General features: G+C 69.7%; 10 protein-coding genes. 8 read left to right on the forward strand and 2 right to left on the reverse strand.

Annotated elements, in window-relative coordinates; all coding sequences use genetic code 11:
- Positions 1-19 precede the first annotated feature (19 nt).
- A complete protein-coding gene (locus ACH34W_RS30830) occupies positions 20-832 on the reverse strand; it encodes a glycosyltransferase family 2 protein (protein WP_395964637.1) in 813 nt (270 codons plus the stop codon).
- Between ACH34W_RS30830 and ACH34W_RS30835 the strand changes: the two genes are divergently transcribed.
- The 7 genes from ACH34W_RS30835 (at position 825) to ACH34W_RS30865 (ending at position 13,623) form a co-directional block, all read left to right on the forward strand.
- Complete coding sequence (locus ACH34W_RS30835) at positions 825-2,417, forward strand: hypothetical protein (RefSeq protein ID WP_395964638.1); 1,593 nt, start codon at positions 825-827, stop codon at positions 2,415-2,417. The genes ACH34W_RS30830 and ACH34W_RS30835 overlap by 8 nt on opposite strands.
- Before the next feature lie 96 nt (positions 2,418-2,513).
- The gene (folP, locus tag ACH34W_RS30840) at positions 2,514-3,419 is read left to right on the forward strand and encodes a dihydropteroate synthase (protein WP_395964639.1); all 906 of its coding nucleotides are present in this window, start codon (positions 2,514-2,516) and stop codon (positions 3,417-3,419) included.
- 123 nt (positions 3,420-3,542) lie between these two features.
- Complete coding sequence (locus ACH34W_RS30845) at positions 3,543-4,772, forward strand: acyl-CoA dehydrogenase family protein (RefSeq protein WP_395964640.1); 1,230 nt, start codon at positions 3,543-3,545, stop codon at positions 4,770-4,772.
- 221 nt (positions 4,773-4,993) lie between these two features.
- Positions 4,994-7,078 carry an NPCBM/NEW2 domain-containing protein gene (locus tag ACH34W_RS30850; protein WP_395964641.1) on the forward strand — a complete coding sequence of 695 codons (2,085 nt, stop codon included), beginning with the start codon at positions 4,994-4,996 and terminating at the stop codon, positions 7,076-7,078.
- A gap of 12 nt (positions 7,079-7,090) precedes the next feature.
- A complete protein-coding gene (locus ACH34W_RS30855; RefSeq protein WP_395964642.1) occupies positions 7,091-9,934 on the forward strand; it encodes a glycosyl hydrolase family 95 catalytic domain-containing protein in 2,844 nt (947 codons plus the stop codon).
- On the forward strand, positions 9,931-11,289 hold the full coding sequence (locus tag ACH34W_RS30860) for a BNR-4 repeat-containing protein (protein WP_395964643.1): 1,359 nt from the start codon (positions 9,931-9,933) through the stop codon (positions 11,287-11,289). Before ACH34W_RS30855 ends, ACH34W_RS30860 begins: the two co-directional genes overlap by 4 nt.
- 6 nt (positions 11,290-11,295) lie before the next feature.
- Positions 11,296-13,623: a glycosyl hydrolase family 95 catalytic domain-containing protein gene (locus tag ACH34W_RS30865; RefSeq protein ID WP_395964644.1), complete on the forward strand. Its 2,328-nt coding sequence runs from the start codon at positions 11,296-11,298 to the stop codon at positions 13,621-13,623.
- Positions 13,624-13,667: 44 nt separating this feature from the next.
- Here ACH34W_RS30865 and ACH34W_RS30870 read toward each other — a convergent pair whose 3' ends face one another.
- Positions 13,668-14,468, reverse strand: a complete 801-nt coding sequence (locus tag ACH34W_RS30870; RefSeq protein WP_395964645.1) for a twin-arginine translocation signal domain-containing protein — start codon at positions 14,466-14,468, stop codon at positions 13,668-13,670.
- Positions 14,469-14,697: 229 nt separating this feature from the next.
- On the opposite strand from ACH34W_RS30870, the gene ACH34W_RS30875 reads away from it, so the two are divergent.
- Entirely contained in the window at positions 14,698-17,145 is a 2,448-nt protein-coding gene (locus ACH34W_RS30875) for a PQQ-dependent sugar dehydrogenase (protein ID WP_395964646.1), read from the forward strand.
- The last annotated feature ends 12 nt before the right edge of the window (positions 17,146-17,157 follow it).

Here is a 17,157-nt window from a genome sequence, read left to right on the forward strand (position 1 = left end):
CTTAGGGACGCATGGTGGTTCAGCGGAAACGCGGCGGCATTGGCTCGTCCATCGCCGCGTACAGCCTCGTCAAATAGGCCTGGCCTTGGCTGAGATCACCGTTGTAAGTGCGGATGACCTTCAGGATCCGGTCGACCCATGCGTCCCACTCGGGGCGCAGCGTGGGATCGAGCCGGTCATGCTTGACGGCGATGTCAAGGATCGCGCGGCCGATCTCCCAGCCCATGTCGGCCTTGTAGCGGAACCGTTGCTTGAACAGGCCGATATGGGTGAGGGTCACCGGCCGGCCGCTGAGTGCCGCAGACAGGTTGAGGTACGCCTCGATGCCGAAGTCCGCGGGGGCGTCGTCGTCCAGGAGTTCGGGGCGGATGGCCCGGAACCCGCTGAGCGGGCGGTCGCCGAACCGGCCGTCGGCCTCGGGGACCAGAGCGCGGACCAGCGGGCCGTAAATGGAGATCGTCGCACTCAGAATGGGCGGGGGCGGCGGGTCGTCGAAATCAGCGACCACCATGGCCGTCGATTCGGGAGCCGCTTCGATCGCCTTGCGCAATGTCAACGGAATGTTGCGGCCGTTCTCGACGATATCGGCGTCCAGAAAACACAACCACGGAGTTTCCGTCGCACGGGCCACCGCCACCATGGCGGCGCCCTTTCCCAAAGGCGCCGGAAGCACTTCGCAGCCCAGAGAACGCGCGCGCTCGGCGGTGCCGTCGGTCGAGGCGCTATCGACGACCACGACGCGAGTGGAGGAGTCCGCGGCCTCCCTTGCCTGGCGGATCGCATTTTCTACATAGGGCTCCTCGTTGTGGGCTACGATCGCGATAGTGAGCATTGCGGGGCAAATCCCTCCAGAGTGGACTATTAGCTGGATTCGTACCTACGATCTCGGTGACCTGGCCGACATCGCCCCTCGTGATCTCCTCATCGCGGGAAGTGACGGCACGGGGGAGCTCCTGGACGCCGACGCCCAGGCGTTCTTCGACATCCAGACCCTGCGGCTCGGTCATGTGGCCAGATACCGCCTTCCCCCGATCACGTTCGACGGGGTGCTGCGGCTGCGCGCCGGCGAGCGTCCGGTCAGCGGCAAGGTGTCGGTCCACCTGCTGGTGCACGCCTCCGGATTCATGGTCATCAGACCTACCCTACGGTCGGCGTGGCTGAGCACCGAGGGCCGGGTGACGGCCGAGGTCCTCAGCCAGCTCGAACGGGCCATGTGGATTACGGGGTACCCGTTGCGCTGGCACGTATCCGGCGGGCATGTGATCGAGGGCAGCGTCCGGTGCGTCATGAACTGGGTCTTCTTCGACCTCTACGAGCGCGTGCACGGTGTGTCGAACCCCGAGCAGGTAGCGCGGTGGGCGCACGAAGGCATCCAGGGTTGCGACCGCCTGCATGACATGTACGCCGAGGGATTCATCAGCTACCCGTTCCCGGTCAGCTTCGGTGCCCAGTTCGAGATCGTCAATCCGCAGCTCAGCCCGCTCTTCCGGGGCATGGAGACCGAGGGCGAGTGGCAGCGGACCATCGATTACCTCATGTTCCCCGACCGCACCGACATCCGCGCGGTGCCGATCACCCTGGGCAGGGAGACGCTCGATCGCTGGTACCTGTCGGAGAACCAGGCGCTCACGCTGGTCCCGGCGGGCGAGCCGGACGCCGAGATGGACGTGATCGACCCGGACCGGACCCAGCTCCTGGAGGCGCTCGGGTTGCGCCGGGCCGTGCTGCGGTGCGTCCAGCGCGACACCCAGCGGGTGCTCACCGAACGCCGCACGGTCACCCGCTACCAGCTCGAACGGTGGCAGCACATGGTGGCCAGCACCACCGACGACTACGTGCTCCATGACCGCATCGGCCAGCTCATCGAGCCCATCCGCCTGCACAACAGCAACGAGATCCTCATCCGCGACCTCGGCGACCTCGAACGCCAGGTGCGGGCCAACCTCGCCTGGTTCCAGGAACGCCTGGACACCCTCTCGGCCTGGACCGGCGGCCTGGTGGGAGCCTCGGTCGGCACCGTGGCGATGGTGCTCAGCCTCCAGGAGGCGCTGAAGGCGGTGCTCAGCCAGACGCTGGGCCGCGAGCCGGACAAGGTCTTCCAGGACTTCGGCTGGCTGTTCGCGCTGACCATGCTGACTCTCATGATCATCTCGTTCGCGGGCGCCATCACGCTGATCCGGCGGGTGACCCGCACGCTGAGCCCCTTCTCCCGCCGGTTGCCGATCCGCGGAGGGCCCCGGGCCAGGCGGCGCGCGCGTGCCCTGCGGCGCGCCATCGCCGAGCAGTCCGAGCGGTCCGGGCAACCCCCGCCGCCGGAGCCGCCCCTCCCGCCGCAGCGCACCCCGCCGCCGGCGCCTCCTGTGCCGCCGCCCGTCCCGCCGCCGCTCGCCGAGGGAGAGCAGCCGGCGGAGGCCTGACGGCAGGTGTGGCCCTCGTCGTACGGGCCGGTCTCGCGGCGTGCTTGACTGAGAACTCACCGTCGCCCGGCGCAGGGTATCGAGGAGGACATGTCCATGTCGCGGAACGGACAGAGCGCGGTGTTCCTGCCTGAGCTGATCCAGCCGGATCGCACCATCGGCGCCCGCCGGTTCGACTTCTCGCGGCGGGTCGCGGTGATGGCCATCATCAACCGCACGCCCGACTCGTTCCATGACCGGGGGGCGACGTTCCAGCTCGCCAGGGCGGTGGAGGCGGCGGAGCAGGCGGTCGCCGACGGCGCCGACTGGCTGGACATCGGCGGGATGCCGTTCGGCAGGGGCCCGGAGATCCCGGTCGCCGAGGAGATCGACCGGGTCGCGCCGGTGATCGAGGCGGCCCGGGCCAAGACCGACGCGGTGATCTCGGTGGACACCTTCCGCGCCGAGGTGGCGGAGGCGGCGCTCGCGGCCGGGGCCGACGTCGTGAACGACACCAGCGGTCTCAAGGACCCGGAGCTGGCCCCGGTGGTGGCCAAGACCGGGGCGGGCCTCGTCGTCACCCACAGCTTGGCCGGGCCCAGGGTGGAGCACCCGAAGCCCACCTACGACGACGTGGTCGGCGAGGTGGCGGCCTTCCTGCGCGACCGGGTGGCGCAGGCCCTCGCCGCCGGGGTCGATCCGGGCAACATCGTCATCGACCCCGGCCACGACCTCAACAAGAACACCTACCACTCGCTGGAGATCACCCGCCGGCTGAGCGAGATCGCCGCCATCGGCTACCCGCTGCTCGTCGCCGTGTCCAACAAGGACTTCATCGGCGAGATCGAGGACCGCCCGCAGCACGACCGCCTGGAGGGCACGCTCGCTGTGACCGCGGCGTGCGTCCTGCAGGGCGCACGGATCGTGCGTGTCCACGACGTCCGGGCCACGGTGGCCGCAGTGCGGACGATCGAGGCGGTGCTCGGATTCCGTGAGCCGCTAGCCCCCCGCCACAACCTCTGATCGCCGGCCGCTGAACACCCTTTTTTCATCGTGTGTTTGTGACTCTGGCCACGGTGTTACCACCGGTAACGGCACCGATGCTACCGTGGGTAACAGATGATATTGGAGAGAGGGTCAATAACGATGACGAGCACCGAGGCGACGCCGTTCTCGCTGGAGCTCAGCGAGGACGTCAGCGAAGTCCAGCAGTGGGTCCACGAGTTCGCGAAGGACGTCATTCGTCCCGCCGCGGAGGAGTGGGACGAGCGCGAGGAGACCCCTTGGCCGCTCATCCAGGAGGCCTCGAAGGTCGGCCTCTACTCACTCGACTTCTTCGCCACCCAGTGGCTGGAGCCCACCGGGCTCGGCATCCCGGTCGCGTTCGAGGAGCTGTTCTGGGGTGACGCCGGCATCGCGCTGTCGATCGTCGGCACCGGCCTCGCCGCCGCCTCGATCGCCGCGGTCGGGTTGCCCGAGCAGATCGGCGACTGGGTCCCGCAGATGTTCGGCACCCCCGACGACGTCAAGCTGGGGGCCTTCTGCGCCTCCGAGCCGGACGCCGGGAGCGACGTCGGCTCGATCCGTACCCGCGCCTCCTACGACGAGGCCAAGGACGAATGGGTGATCAACGGCACCAAGACGTGGGCGACCAACGGCGGCATCGCCGACATCCACGTCGTGGTCGCCTCCGTCCACCCCGAGCTCGGCAGCCGCGGCCAGGCCAGCTTCATCATCCCGCCGAACACGCCGGGCCTGAAGCAGGGCCAGAAGTTCAAGAAGCACGGCATCCGCGCCTCGCACACCGCCGAGGTCGTCCTGGACGGCGTGCGCGTCCCGAGCCACTTGATCATCGGTGGCAAGGAGAAGTTCGACGAGCGCATCGCGCGGGTCCGCGAGGGCAAGAGCGCCAAGGGCCAGGCCGCGATGAAGACCTTTGAGACCACCCGGCCGACCGTCGGCGCGATGGCCCTCGGTGTCGCACGCGCCGCGTACGACTACGCCCTCCAGTACTCCCAGGAGCGCGAGCAGTTCGGCAAGAAGATCGGTGATTTCCAGGCCATCGCCTTCAAGCTCGCCGACATGAAGTGCCAGATCGACGCCGCCCGCCTCATGGTGTGGCGCGCCGCCTGGATGGCCCGCACCGGCAAGGACTTCACCAGCGCCGAGGGCTCCATGGCCAAGCTCATGGCGAGCGAGGCCGCCGTCCGGGTGACCGAGGAGGCCATCCAGATCCTCGGCGGCAACGGCTACACCCGCGAGTACCCGGTGGAGCGCATGCACCGCGACTCCAAGATCTTCACGATCTTCGAGGGCACCAGCGAGATCCAGCGCCTCGTCATCGGCCGCACGATCACGGGCCTCCCCGTCCGATAATCCCTCCGCGCAAGCCCCTCGGTGCACGAGAAGAGCACGAGAAGGAAACGCCCCTGGTGGTCACCGGCCGCCGGGGGCGCTGCTGTCGGAGAACGACCACCTCGCCGAGTAAGAGGTCAGACCTATTTCTTGATATTCATGTAGAAAGCGCTTTCTCTCCGCCGGATCTCATGTAAAGATCCGATGTATCCCGTCAGTGGATCGCGGAAGGGAGCCCCCCGTTGCGTACGCGCCGGCCTTCACGCCTGAGAATCCTGGCTCTGTCGACCCTCCTGTTCACCTCGTTCGCGACCGCCGGGACCGGTCCCGCCGCCGCGACCCAGACCGCTTCGGCCGCGCTGCCCGCCGTGTCGCCTGCCGCGTCCCGGGCGTTGCCCGACGGGCTGGCGTTGAAGCCGCCGATGGGGTTCAACAACTGGAACGCCACCGGCTGCGACATCAACGAGCAGATGATCCGCGACACCGCGGACATCTTCGTCTCGTCCGGGCTGAAGGACGCCGGCTACGAGTACGTCAACATCGACGACTGCTGGGCCGAACCGCAGCGCGACCCGGTGACCGGACGGTACGTGGCGCACCACGAGCGGTTCCCGAGCGGCATCAAGGCCCTGGCCGACTACGTGCACGCCAAGGGCCTCAAGCTCGGCATCTACACCAGCGCGGGCACTGAGACCTGCGCCCGGACGATGCCCGGCAGCCTCGACCACGAGGAGCTCGACGCGCAGACCTTTGCCGACTGGGGCGTGGACTACCTCAAGTACGACAACTGCCACAACCAGGACCGTCCCGCGATCGAGCGCTACACCAAGATGCGGGACGCGCTGAAGAAGACCGGGCGCCCCATCGTCTACTCGATCTGCGAATGGGGCCAGAACAAACCCTGGGAGTGGGGGAAGGACGTCGGCCACCTCTGGCGCACCACCGGTGACATCACCGACAGCTGGACCTCGGTGGTCTCGCTGTTCAAGCAGAACGCCCCGCTCGCCCCGTACGCCGGACCGGGCCACTGGAACGACCCGGACATGCTGGAGGTGGGCAACGGCGGCATGACCGGCCGGGAGTACCGCTCGCACTTCAGCCTCTGGTCGATCATGGCGGCGCCGCTGCTGATCGGCTCGGACCTGCGCAAGGCGACGCCGCAGACGATGGAGATCCTGCGCAACCGCGAGGTCATCGCCGTGGACCAGGACGCGCTGGGCGTGCAGGGCCGCGTGCTCCGCGACGCCGGCGGGCGCTGGGTGCTCGTCAAGCCGCTCGCCAATGGCGACGTCGCGGTGGCCCTCTTCAACGAGACCGAGGAGACCGCGACCTTCGGCGTGACGGCCGCGGAGCTCGGGCTGCCGAAACGCCCGTCGTACGTGCTGCGCGACCTGTGGGCGCACCGCTCGTTCGAGAGCGCGGGCACGTTCTCCGCGTCCGTTCCGGCGCACGGCACCGTCCTGTACCGGATCAAGCCCGGCGCCAGGGACTGGTGGCGGCAGCCGCCGCTCCCCGAGTACGGGCTGAGCCTGGCCGCTCCGGCGGCGGGCATCCCCGGCACCATCACCCCGGCGGGACGTCCGTTCACCGCGGACCTGACCGTCACCAACCGGGGCCGCGCGCCGATGCTCGCCGTGCGCCACACGATCAGCGCGCCGGACGGCTGGAAGGCCGAGCCGCTCGGCCGGACGAGCACATCGGTGCTCCCGCCGGGCAGGCGGTTCACCACGCGCTACCGGATCACGCCGCCGGCTGGTCTCGCGCCGGGCGGCCACGAACTGACCAGCGCCCTCACATACCGCTCGGCCGCGGGCGGGCGGGCCAGGTCCGTCGCCACCGAGGAGCTGATCGTGCCGGAACGGGTGCCGTCCGGCACCTCCAACCTCGGTGACGTGCGATGGGCCGTAGCACGCAACGGCCTCGGCCCGGTCGAGCGCAACACCTCGGTGGGCGGCGCACGGCCCGGCGACGGCCGCCCGATGAGCATCAACGGCAAGGTGTACGCGACGGGCCTCGGCACACATGCACCCGCCGAGCTCATCTTCTACCTCGACGGCACCTGCTCCTCGCTGGCCACCGACGTCGGCATCGACGACGAACGAGACCCACGGCCGGATCCGACCCAGGGCACGGCGACCTTCCAGATCTGGGCGGACGGCACGAAGGCCGCCGACAGCGGCGTGCGCACCTGGCGCGACGACGCCGTGCACCTGGAGGGCGACCTGCGCGGCGCCTCGTACGTGCGGATCGTCACCGACGGCGGCCCCGACGGCTTCCGCTGGGACCGCGGCGACTGGGCGGCTCCGACACTCACCTGCGGACAGTGAGGTGACAGGCCGATGAATCCCTTCACCCCCTCACGGCGCGGCTTCCTCGGCGGAGTCCTCGGCGGCGCCGCGACTGGGGCCGTACCCCTGCCGAGGGCGGCGGCCAGGCGCGGGCTGCGCGACCTGATGAGCACGGACCGCGCATGGGAACGGTTCCTCGCCGACCAGGACCTGCGGTGGGCGCGCCTGCCCCGCGCCTGGTACGAGGGACCCTTCCTCGGCGACGGGTTCCTCGGGTCGATGGTCTATCAAGAGCCGGGCAGGAACGCGCTGCGCTTCACCATCCACCACAGCCAGGTGCAGGATCACCGGCCGACCTTCGGCAACGAATGGGGCGTCGCCCGGCTGCCGGTCGGCAACCTCGCCCTTGAGCCGGCCGGTGAGATCACCGATGTCGACCTGCGCCTGGACCTGTGGAACGCCGAACTGCGCGGCACCCTCACCACGAGCCGCGGGCGCATCCGCCTGCGCGCGTTCATCGAGAGCGGACGGTCCCTGCTGGCCGTCGCGATCAGGACCACCGCCGGGGAGAACGACGCGCGGCTGGTCTACCGGGCCTCGAAGGCGGTCAGCCCGCGGATCATCCGTGAGGACCCGCCGAAGGCGATGCAACCCAACCCGGACCCGCACACCCGCGTGGAGGGCGGCGTCACGCTCACCGTCCAGCCGCTCGCGGCTGGCGGCCAGACCGTGACGGCGCACGCCGAGCAGCGCGAGCGCGGTGAGCGGATCTTCTACCTCACGGTCGCGCACTCCCATCCGGAGCCCACCGCCGAGGCAAAGGCGCTCGGCACCGTGCGGTCCGCGCCCCGGCTCGCCGTCCTGGAGCGGGAGCACCGCGCCTGGTGGCACCGCTTCTACCGCAAGAGCTTCATCTCGGTCCCGGACGGGCTGCTGCAGAGCTTCTACTGGATCCAGCTCTACAAACTGGCCTCCGCCGCCCGCGCTGACGCGCCGATCATGGCGACGACCGGGCCGTGGCTGGAGCCCACGCCCTGGCCCTCGGTCTGGAACAACCTCAACTCCCAGCTCGAGTACTGGCCGGTCTACGGGTCCAACCACCTGGAGCTCGACCCGATACCGCGCTCGCTGAAGGCGTACCAGCGCATCCTGGTCGACGCGCTGCGCCCGGAGTTCCGCGCCGACTCGATGGGGCTGCGACGGAGCACCGACGCGCAGTTCGACGACGCGGGCTTCGTGGGCGCGCCCGGGTATCCATCGCCGGATCCCGAAATAGGCAACCTGCCATGGCTGCTGCACAACGCCTGGCTCACCTACCGCCACAGCATGGACGAACGGATCCTGCGCGAGGTCGTGTTCCCGATCCTGCGCCGGGCCATGAACTACTACCTGCACTTCCTCAAACCCGGTGACGACGGTCGCCTGCACCTGCCGCCGACGTTCTCCCCGGAGTACGGGACCGCGCCCGACTGCAACTACGACCTCGCGCTGATCCGGTGGAGCTGCCGGACGTTGCTCGACGCCGCCGGGCGCCTCGGGGTGGCCGACCCGCTGGCCGCGCGCTGGCAGGAGGTGCTCGACACGCTCGTGGACCCGCCGGTCGACGGGAACGGGTTCATGGTCGGGACGGGCGTGCCGTTCGCCAAGTCGCACCGGCACTACTCCCACATGCTCGCGGTCTACCCGCTCTACCTGGTCAACTGGGACCGGCCGCAGGACCGCGACCTGATCGACCGGTCGCTGCGGCACTGGATCGGCTTCGAGGGCGCACTGCGCGGCTACAGCTTCACCGGTGCCTCGTCGATCTCGGCCTCGATGGGCCGTGGCGACGACGCGCTGAAGTATCTGCGGGAGTTCGTCGCGCGCTTCGCCCAGCCCAACACCCACTACTACGAGGCGGGGCCGGTCATCGAGACGCCCCTGTCAGGCGCGCAGTCGCTGCACGACATGCTCTGCCAGAGCTGGGGCGGCGTGATCCGCGTCTTCCCGGCCGTGCCCGCGGCCTGGCGGGACGTCACCCTGCACAACTTCCTGACCGAGGGAGCGTTCCAGGTCAGCGCTGTACGCGAGCGGGGGGTCACGAGGTTCGTCCGTGTGCTGAGCCTGGCAGGGGAGACCTGCCGCCTGCGACACGGACTGCCGGGCAGGCCCGCCGTGCGCGGCACGCGTGGCCGCCCGCCTGCCTGGCGCGACCTCGGCGGCGGCGTGATCGAGATCGACCTGGCGCGGGGACAAGAGGCCATCGTGCACGTCCGCGGCACCGACCCGGATCTGGTGATCGCGCCCGTCCGCATCACGACCAAGGCACCGCCCTGGGGACTGCCGCCGCTCCCGCCGGCCGGGCAGGCGGTGCCGGTCGAACTCGCCGGGCACTTCGACAACGACGGCATCACCAGCGAGTTCTTCATGGGCGATGGTGACTTCGACGGCACGGGTGCCACCTACCCGGCCGCCGCCCTGCCGCAGACCGGACGGGTGACCGCCGATGGTGTGGAGTTCCTGTTCGTCAATGGAATCGAGGGCAGCGCCAACAACGTCACGGCGGCCGGGCAGACGATCCCCGTTCCGGCAGGCCGATACGCGCGGCTGCATGTGCTCGGTGCGAGCGACAACGGCAACACCGACACCACCGTGACGGCCGTCTACGCCGACGGCAGCAGTGCGGCTGTCCCGCTCCGGCTCACCGACTGGAAGTCCAACCCGGCCTACGGCGAGTCCGCTGCGGTGCGAGCGCCGCAGTTCCACACCCGAACGGGCGCCAAGGACATCGCGGTCACGATCTTCCACCAGAAGGCCGACCTGGACCCGGCGAGGGAGCTCACCGCGCTCCGGCTGCCGAACCTGACCCGGCCTCGGCCGCATCTCTTCTCCCTCACCCTGGAGAAACCGTCATGAAGAGGCGAACCGTGCTGACCAGCGGCGGCCTCCTCGCCGGTGGGGCCCTCACCTCCGCGTTCACCCCGGAGGGCGCGCGTGCGGCGACGGGCAGACGTGGGTTCCATGTGATGACGCCCGCCGCGACCGTGGCGGCGCGCACCGACCGGCGGCCTGTCGCGGGCGGCGTGCACGACCCGATCGTGGGCCGCACCTTCATCTCGTGGAGCGGGCAGTTCGAGAACGGCTTCGTCCAGGCCTATGACCACCGTTCACAGACGTGGTCGGAGCCGCTTCAGGTGACCGAGGGCGAACACGACTCGCACAACTACCCCACCCTGATCCAAGCCAGGGACGGGCACCTGCTCATCGTCGTCGGCATGCACAACGTCGGCACGGTCGTGGCGCGCTCCGCCCTCCCGCACTCGATCGAAGGCCCCTGGCAGGTGCGCACGGTCGCCGAGGGCGCGGCGGCGAGCTATCCGATGCCGTTCAGGGCGCGGTCGGGGGAGATCTTCGTGTTCTTCCGCGAGACCACCAAGACCATCGACCCGGGCGTGCCGAGCGACACCCGGCCGATCCTCTACCTGCGCTCCCGGGATCACGGACGCACATGGCGGAGCTCCGCAGCGCTCACCGGTGCCCCGTACGCGCTCGGCTCGACCGATCGCGTAGACAACCTGAACGAGATCTACATCGGCCAGCTCCGGTACGACCCCGGCGGTCGCGGACGGCCTGAACGCGCACACCTGGTCTGGACGCTCGCGGGCGGCGGCCCCGACCAGCATCTGCACGACTACTTTCACAAGGACATCCACTACGCCGCGTTCGATCCGCGAACCCTGCGCTTTCACGGTGCGGGCGGACGCGACCTCGGTGTCCAGCTCACCGACGACGAGCAGGAACACACCTGCAAGGTCGCGATCACGCCGCTCGTGCGCCCCGCGCAGCTCAAGTCTCCCGACTACATCCAGCTCGTCGGCACGACGGCGAGCGGTCGCCCGTTCGCCGTGTGGTCCGCAGCCGACGACACCGGGCTCTGGCACGTCTTCGTCTCCCGGTGGCTGGCCGGCCGATGGCACACCGCAGAGGTCGCGTCGGGGTTGCGCACGCGGGAGATGGAGCCGGTGGCCGGGGATGTCTGGCGGGTCTACACCACGCGTGACGCAGAGCCCGGCGTCGCGACGTACCTCCTCGGGCCCGGCCGTTCCTGGCGGCTGGAGACGCAGATCGCCACGGCCAAGCCCGTGCAGCGCATCGAACTGATCGCCGGGTTCCGCGACCCGGCCCGGATCCTCATCACCGGGGCGTCGAGCGCCCGGGACGTGTCCATCGCCGACGGCGACATCCATGTCGCGGGCCTGACCTGGAGATGACTCCCCATGACCGAAAACCCGCTCTCACGTCGCGCGCTCTTGGGCGCCACGGCCGCCGGCGCGGCGTCCGCCACGCTGATCGGGGGAACGGCCACGGCCGCAGCCGCCGACGGCGCCGCCGACGGCCTCGTGGACGTCGATGTCGACTGGCCACGGTTCCTCGCGGACGCAGACCTGATCTGGAAACGCCTTCCGCAGACCTGGTCCGAGGGGCCCTTCCTCGGCAACGCGCTCCTCGGCTCGGGCATCTACGCCGAGCCCGGCGCCAACGCGATCCGGTTCAACGTTCAGCACAGCCAGGTGCAGGACCACCGCCCGCAGTTCGGCTCCCTGTTCGGCCTGGCCCGGCTGCCCATCGGCTACCTCACGCTGGAGCCGGTGGGCGCCATCACCGCGGTCGACTGGCGGCTCGACCTGTGGAACGCCGAGCTGCGCGGCACCGTGACCACGGCGGCCGGCAGCCTGACTCTGCGCGCGATCGTGCACAACGATCGGTCAGTGCTGGCCGTCGAGGTCTATCCGAGCGAGGGTGAACGGGGCTTCCGCTGGGCCTTCCACCCGGCCAAGGCGATCAGTCCGCGCGCGGATCCCGTCTTCAACAAGCCGCCGCCCGAGGGATACACCGCCAACCCGGACCCGTCGGTGTCCCGGCACGGCGACCTGGAGGTGATCGTGCAGCCGCTGCTGTCCGGCGGGCAGCACGTCACCGCCTGGCAGGAGTCGCGCCACGGCCCGCGCCGCACCCTGTACGCGGGCGTGGCCTGGTCGTTCCCCGGGACGACGGCGGAGGGCGAGGCGGTGCGGATGGTACGCGGCGCCGCCCGCAGCCCGTTCACCGCGCTCACCTCCACCCACCGCTCCTGGTGGCACTCCTACTACCGCAAGAGCTTCCTCTCCCTGCCTGACAGCCGGACGCAGGCCTTCTACTGGATCCAGCTCTACAAGATCGCCTCGGCGGCGCGGCGGGACGCGCCGGTGATGGCGACCAGCGGCCCCTGGCTGGAGCCGACGCCCTGGCCCGCGGTCTGGTGGAACCTCAACGTCCAGCTCGAATACTGGATGATCCACGGCTCGAACCACCTGGAACTCGACGCGGTCACCCGCAGTCTCGACAGGTACCGCCGCAACCTGGTCGAGCAGGTCGACGAGCGGTACCGGGCCGACTCGGCGGGCATCCCGCGGACGACCGACATGACCCTGCTCAACAGCGGCGGCACCGGCACCAGCGGCTTCCCGGTGGGCATCCCCGGCCAGGAGTCCCCCACTCCCGAGGTGGGCAACCTGGTCTGGGCGCTGCACAACGTGTGGCTGTCCTACCGCCACACCATGGACGCCACGATCCTGCGCGACGTCCTCTACCCGCTGCTGCGCCGGGCCGTGAACTACTACCGGCACTTCCTGGCTCCCGGCCCCGACGGGCGGCTGCACCTGCCGTTCACCTTCTCGCCGGAGTACGGCGTCAACGCGCCCGACTGCAACTACGACCTGGCCCTGATCCGGTGGGGATGCCAGACCCTCCTGGACACCGTGGCGGCATTGGGCGCCCACGACCCGCTGGTCCCCGAGTGGAAGAAGATCCTCGCCACGCTCGCCGGCTACCCGGTCGACGGGAACGGCTACATGATCGGGGCCGGCGTGCCGTTCGCCAAGTCGCACCGGCACTACTCGCACCTGCTCATGGTCTATCCGCTGTACGAGGTCACGTGGGAGCAGCCGGACAAGCGCGAGCTCATCGACCGTTCGCTGAAGCACTGGATCAGCTTCGAAGGGGCACTCCAGGGCTACAGCTTCACGGGTGCAGCGTCCATCTCGGCGCAGATGTCGCGCGGTGACGACGCCGCCTTCTACCTGTCGGAGTTGCTCCGCCGCTTCGTTCAGCCCAACACCATGTACAAGGAGTCCGGCCCGGTCATCGAGACGCCCCTGTCGGCCGCGCAGTCCCTGCACGACATGGTCTGCCAGAGCTGGGGTGACGTCATCCGCGTCTTCCCGGCCCTGCCCGCCTCGTGGCCGGACCTCGCCGTGCACGACTTCCGGACGCAGGGCGCCTTCCTCCTGTCGGCAGTGCGCCGGTCGGGCCGTACGGAGTTCGTCCGCCTGAAGAGCCTCGCCGGTGCCCCCTGCCGCCTCCGCCCCGGCATCCCCGGCCCCCTCAAGGTCCGCAGCGCGTCGGGACGCCGCGTGCCGTGGCGCGTCCTGCCGAACGGCGACGTCGAGATCGGCATGCGCCGCGGCGAAGAAGTGGTCGTGCACAGCGCCAGGCACCGGCCCGCTCTCCAGATCGGGCCGGTGGCGCCCAGCTCCCCAGCTCCGCCCTGGGGGCTTCCCACTTAGGCGACCTCGACCTTGGGCGACCTCGACGTGGGCCGCGCCTACCCTCAGGTCCCGGTGAGCTGGTAGGCGCGGAGGTCCCTGATGAGCAGGTGGCAGTTGCGGAGGGAGCCTGAGGTGTCGCCGAGGGAGCGGTAGATGCCCCACTTGGGACGGACCCGGTCGGCGAGGAAGGTGTCCACGCCGGTGCGCCGGGCGTCGATGACCGTGGTCCCGCCGCTGCGGATCAGCCAGCGGACCGAGCCCGAGCTGCCATTGCCGATCTTCATTTCGTACTCGATGTCGATCCACTTGTCGTGCAGGGGCTCGAGGTCGGTGCGGCCCACCAGGATGTTCGGTTCGAAGACCTTGTGCTCGATCGTCTGCCGCCCGTTCACCCGGCGCAGCGAGGTGACCGTGATCGGCGCGGTGCCGCTGCCGGGCTGCTTGGTCTGCATGATGTGCGTGAACGTGGTGGTGGCCCGCAGCGAGTTCGGGATGAACATCGAGTAGGTGAGGCGCCAGGTCTCGCCTTGCAACATCCGGAGGTACGCGCCGCCGGCGGGATTCCGCCCGCCGGTGACCTCCTGGCGTTGCCGGTCGGTCGACGTGTCGCGGTCGACCGTGTGCATGTTCCAGCGGTAGTGGTCACCCTCGACGAGGATGTGCGGCTGGCCTCCGGGGTGGGAGTCGGCCCGGTCGTCCTCGATCGTCTCGAAGGCGCGCAGCCCGTCCCGGCTGGGAACGGGGGACCAGCGCAGCTGCCAGGTGGGTGCCGCCGCCATGGCACGCGAGCCTAGGGGAAGTCCGGCTGCGGCCAGCCCGCCGCCGAGTGCGGTGCCCTTGAGGAAGGTCCGGCGTGTAGTCATAGCTGACCAAGATACATCCGATGTTTGGTTTGTAAAGGTCTCTAACTTACTTCGAATGTCACCCCTCCGACTCTTCCCTGTTGATGCGGCGTTTTCAGGTCATCAAGGGCCCGATGTGAAATTTCAATCCGTTGACAGCCGTGCCCGGTCATGACAAGACAGGGGTCCATAGATCCAACCTTTCCGGTCTGGCTCCCCGCCCGTCCGGCAGTCGGAAAACGGAGGGATCATGCGGCCCCGAGCTTCGTGGAAGACCCGGCCGCGGGCGCTGGCGGCGGCGACGGCGATGGTGCTCGTCGCCTGGCTGCTCGCGGCGGCGCCCGCCGGTGCGGCGCCCGTGCGGTACGAGGCGGAGAACGCCACCATCTCGCAGGGGGTGGTCGAGGCCAACCACGCCGGCTACTCGGGGACCGGCTTCGTCAACGGCACCAACGCGACCGGCAGCCACGTGGAATGGACGCTGAACGCGGCCTCTGCCGGGACGGCCACTCTGGGCATCCGGTACGCGAACGGGACGACGGTGAACCGGCCGATGGACGTCGCCGTGAACGGAACGGTGGTGTCTGCGGCGCGGGCGTTCGGCGGCACCGGGGCGTGGACCACCTGGGCCACCTCCACCCTCACTGCTCCGGTCAAGGCTGGCTCCAACACGATCCGGCTGACCGCCACCTCCGACGCAGGCGGGCCCAACCTCGACTGCCTCGACGTCGAAGTGGCCGCGCCGGGCAACGACTACCAGGCCGAGGACGCGACGATCTCGCAGGGCGTGGTGGAGTCCAACCACGCCGGGTTCACCGGCGCGGGCTTCGTCAACTACGACAACGTGGCCGGTTCGTCGGTGGAGTTCGCGGTGAACGCCGCGAGCGCCGGGCCGGCGTCGCTGACGTTCCGGTATGCCAACGGCACCACGACCGACCGGCCGGTGTCCGTCGCCGTCAACGGCACGACCGTCGTGGCGAGCCAGTCGTTCCCGGGCACCTCGGCCTGGACGAACTGGCAGGAGATCTCCGTCAACGCCACGCTCAGGGCGGGCGCCAACACGGTGAAGGCGACCGGCACGACGGCCACCGGCGGCCCCAACCTCGACCGGCTGCGCGTCGGCGCCCCCGTCGACACCGAGCTGCCCACCGCGCCCGGCCAGCCGGTCTGCACCGACGCCGACATCGGCGAAACGACGATCAAGCTGAGCTGGCCCCCTTCCACGGACAACGCCGGCGTGGTCGCCTACGACATCTACAACCTCGGCCAGAAGATCGCCGAGGCCCCGAACCCGCCCGGCCCGCCGTACACCGTCACCGGTCTGACCGCCAACACCACGTACACGATCTCGGTCTTCGCCCGGGACGCCGCAGGCAACGTCTCGGCCAGCAGTCCCGAGGTGACCTGCAGGACCAAGCCGGGGGAGACGCAGGCGCCGACCGCGCCGGCCGGCCTCACGAGCTCCAACGTCGGCTCGACGAGCGTCAGCCTCAGCTGGACCGCGTCGACCGATAACGTCGGGGTCACCGCGTACCAGATCCGCGCCGACGACAACAACGCGGTCGTCGACCAGGTCACCGGCAACCCGCCCGCGACCAGCCGGAACGTGACCGTGCTCGCCTGCGGCACCGCCTACCGGCTGCACGTGGTCGCCCGCGACGCCGCGGGCAACACCTCGGCCAAGAGCAACGTGGTCTCGTTCACCACGAGCGGCTGCGGCAACACCCCGGGCACGCCCGCCCAGGTCTCGGGCGGCTGGGACATTCCGTGGGACATCTCCTGGTCACCGGACGGCTCGTTCGCCCTGGTCACCGAGCGGGACACCTTCCGGGTCTTCAAGATCAACAAGGACGGGTCAGGCAAGACCCAGGTCGGCACCGTGCCCAACAGCCAAACCACCGACGGCGAGGGCGGCCTCATGGGCGTCGCGTTCTCACCCACCTGGAACGGCACGAGTGACAACGAGGTGTTCTTCATGCACACCTCCTCCGACGGCAACCGCATCGCGAAGATGAGCTTCAACGGCTCGGCGCTCAGCGCCTACACCGCGATCGTGACCGGGATCCGCAAGAACCGCTACCACAACGGCGGACGGATCAAGTTCGGCCCGGACGGCCAGCTGTACGCGGCCACGGGAGACTCGCAGCAGGGGAGCCTGGCGCAGGACCGCAACTCCCTCAACGGGAAGATCCTGCGCGTGACCAAGTCCGGGGCGGCGGCCCCGGGCAACCCGTTCGGCAGCCGCGTCTACAGCTACGGCCACCGCAACCCGCAGGGGATCACCTGGGACGCGGCGGGACGGCTCTGGTCCTCCGAGCTCGGCAACTCCTCCGTCGACGAGCTCAACCTGATCGAGCCCGGCAAGAACTACGGCTGGCCGACCTGCGAGGGCGAGTGCGGCACCGCGGGGATGACCAACCCGAAGCGGACCTGGTCGGTCTCCTCGGCGTCGCCCAGCGGCATCGCCTACGTGAACGGCGCGCTGTTCATGGCGGCCCTGCGAGGCCAGCGCATGTGGCGGATCGTCCTCGACGGCCCGAACGTCGTCTCGGTCAACTCGTACTGGAACGGGACGTACGGCCGCCTGCGCGCGGTGGAGAAGGTGCCCGGGGCCAACGCCCTCTGGTTCGGCACGACCAACTCCGACAACAACGGCAACGGCACGGCTGACCGGCTCTTCCGGTCGAACGTCGGCTGACGTGCCAGAGAG

Source organism: Actinomadura sp. 6N118 (assembly GCF_044326415.1).
GTDB lineage: Bacteria > Actinomycetota > Actinomycetes > Streptosporangiales > Streptosporangiaceae > Spirillospora.

Excerpts from the sequence above, each read along its gene's own strand:
- ACH34W_RS30830 (WP_395964637.1), bottom strand. The coding sequence starts at position 832 with ATGCTCACTATCGCGATCGTAGCCCACAACGAGGAGCCCTATGTAGAA.
- folP (WP_395964639.1), top strand. The coding sequence starts at position 2,514 with ATGTCGCGGAACGGACAGAGCGCGGTGTTCCTGCCTGAGCTGATCCAG.
- ACH34W_RS30845 (WP_395964640.1), top strand. The coding sequence starts at position 3,543 with ATGACGAGCACCGAGGCGACGCCGTTCTCGCTGGAGCTCAGCGAGGAC.
- ACH34W_RS30855 (WP_395964642.1), top strand. The coding sequence starts at position 7,091 with ATGAATCCCTTCACCCCCTCACGGCGCGGCTTCCTCGGCGGAGTCCTC.
- ACH34W_RS30860 (WP_395964643.1), top strand. The coding sequence starts at position 9,931 with ATGAAGAGGCGAACCGTGCTGACCAGCGGCGGCCTCCTCGCCGGTGGG.
- ACH34W_RS30865 (WP_395964644.1), top strand. The coding sequence starts at position 11,296 with ATGACCGAAAACCCGCTCTCACGTCGCGCGCTCTTGGGCGCCACGGCC.
- ACH34W_RS30870 (WP_395964645.1), bottom strand. The coding sequence starts at position 14,468 with ATGACTACACGCCGGACCTTCCTCAAGGGCACCGCACTCGGCGGCGGG.
- ACH34W_RS30875 (WP_395964646.1), top strand. The coding sequence starts at position 14,698 with ATGCGGCCCCGAGCTTCGTGGAAGACCCGGCCGCGGGCGCTGGCGGCG.